The 1,611-nt window shown below is 39.0% G+C and carries 1 protein-coding gene and 1 rRNA gene; both read right to left on the bottom strand.

What is annotated here, in order from left to right; all coding sequences use genetic code 11:
• Nucleotides 1–149 precede the first annotated feature (149 nt).
• Complete coding sequence (locus ACTQXY_RS15380; protein ID WP_441660200.1) at nt 150–1,331, bottom strand: MFS transporter; 1,182 nt, start codon at nt 1,329–1,331, stop codon at nt 150–152.
• Between the two features lie 170 nt (nt 1,332–1,501).
• Nucleotides 1,502–1,611, bottom strand: a 23S ribosomal RNA gene (locus ACTQXY_RS15375); the annotation flags it as partial.

Raw genomic sequence — 1,611 nt, 5'->3', positions numbered from 1 at the left:
GTATAGAAGGTTTTTATATCTTCTAACGAGCGTCATCTTGTTCTCATGCCCGACTTTGTGCGGGCTATTTTCATTCATTGTTCCAACAAAAATCGGAATTTCCTATTATATCAAAAATTGTGGAGAGATAATTACATATCCCTCCACAATCACACATTTCGTACTTTCTTTGTATATGCTAATCCCACACATAATATCACCGGAAATACAATTGCCGCCAAAGTTCCCATCTGCAAATTATCTGCAAAATGACCGGAAACCATTCCTACGACGGTCGGACCTCCTGCACATCCAAGATCTCCTGCAAGTGCCATCAGCGCAAACATCGCTGTTCCACCTCTCTTTATGGACGCCGATGCCATACTAAACGTTCCCGGCCACATAATTCCTACAGATAATCCGGTAATTCCACAAGAAATAAGCCCCAACGTCGGTATCGTGAAAAATACAATTCCAAGATAAGAAACCACACATAGCATGCTGCTTCCAATCATAAAACGCTGCAAATTTATTTTTTCTCCAAATTTTCCATAATATGCTCTGGAAAGTCCCATACAGATTGCAAAGAACATCGGTCCTGCCAGATCTCCGATTGTTTTGCTTACACCCAAACCTTTTTCCGCAAATGTAGATGCCCATTGACTAACAGCTTGTTCACTCGCTCCGGCACATATCATCATTAAAAGAAATAGCCAAAATAGTTTCTTTGAGCATAACTCTTTTATCGTAAGCCCCTTCTCTCCTTCTTCTATCAATGGTGCAATTGGGACTTTTGCGAACAAAATTGTATTCGCCAATGGAATACATGCCCATATTATCGCCATGATTTTCCAGTTGTCAATTCCAAAAACAGCAAAAAAGACAGTGGAAAGAAATACAACTCCAACATGTCCCCAACAGTAAAATGAATGTAAAAGACTCATTGCTGCCTCCTTATTATCCGTTGGGCACGACTCTATTATCGGACTTACCAAAACTTCCAAGAGACCCCCTCCTGTCGCGTAAATCATCACTGCAATCAAAAGACCTACAAATGGCTCTGAACAATTATCCGGCAATACTGTTAACAGCAATACTCCACCTGCTGAAAAAATATGCGCTATTAAAATCGACACTCGGTATCCAATCCGATCCACGAATCCAATTGCCAATAAATCCACCAATAGCTGTACTGCAAAATTAATCGTCACAAGGAGTGTAATCTTGGACAATGGTATTTGATAGGTTTCCTCAAAAGTTAAAAATAACAGCGGAACAAAATTATTGACAATTGCTTGTACAATATACCCCAAAAAGCATGCATAAATTGTTTTATGATATTGATTTTTCATCAACTATTCTCCTCCGGAAATGAATATTTTTAATTGCATAGGAGTCAATTTATTATAAAACTAAAAGCATCTGGAAATAATCTCCAGATGCTCTATACTATATACCTTCAAAATCACATACAATCCACTTTGATAAGTCTCCTCTTCATCCTTCTTGTTCCTATCACCTTTTGGTTATGCCCTCGACCGATTAGTAACAGTCAGCTACATACATTACTGCACTTCCACCTCTGTCCTATCTACCTTGTCGTCTTCAAGGGGTCTTACTAACTTGACGTTA

Source organism: Faecalimonas sp. LCP19S3_D12, from assembly GCF_052121495.1.
Taxonomy (GTDB): domain Bacteria; phylum Bacillota; class Clostridia; order Lachnospirales; family Lachnospiraceae; genus Faecalimonas.
This window is presented reverse-complemented; position numbering and strand designations above follow the sequence as displayed.

Bases quoted from the DNA above. Each gene is read 5' to 3' on its own strand.
- ACTQXY_RS15380 (WP_441660200.1), bottom strand. From the start codon at position 1,331: ATGAAAAATCAATATCATAAAACAATTTATGCATGCTTTTTGGGGTAT.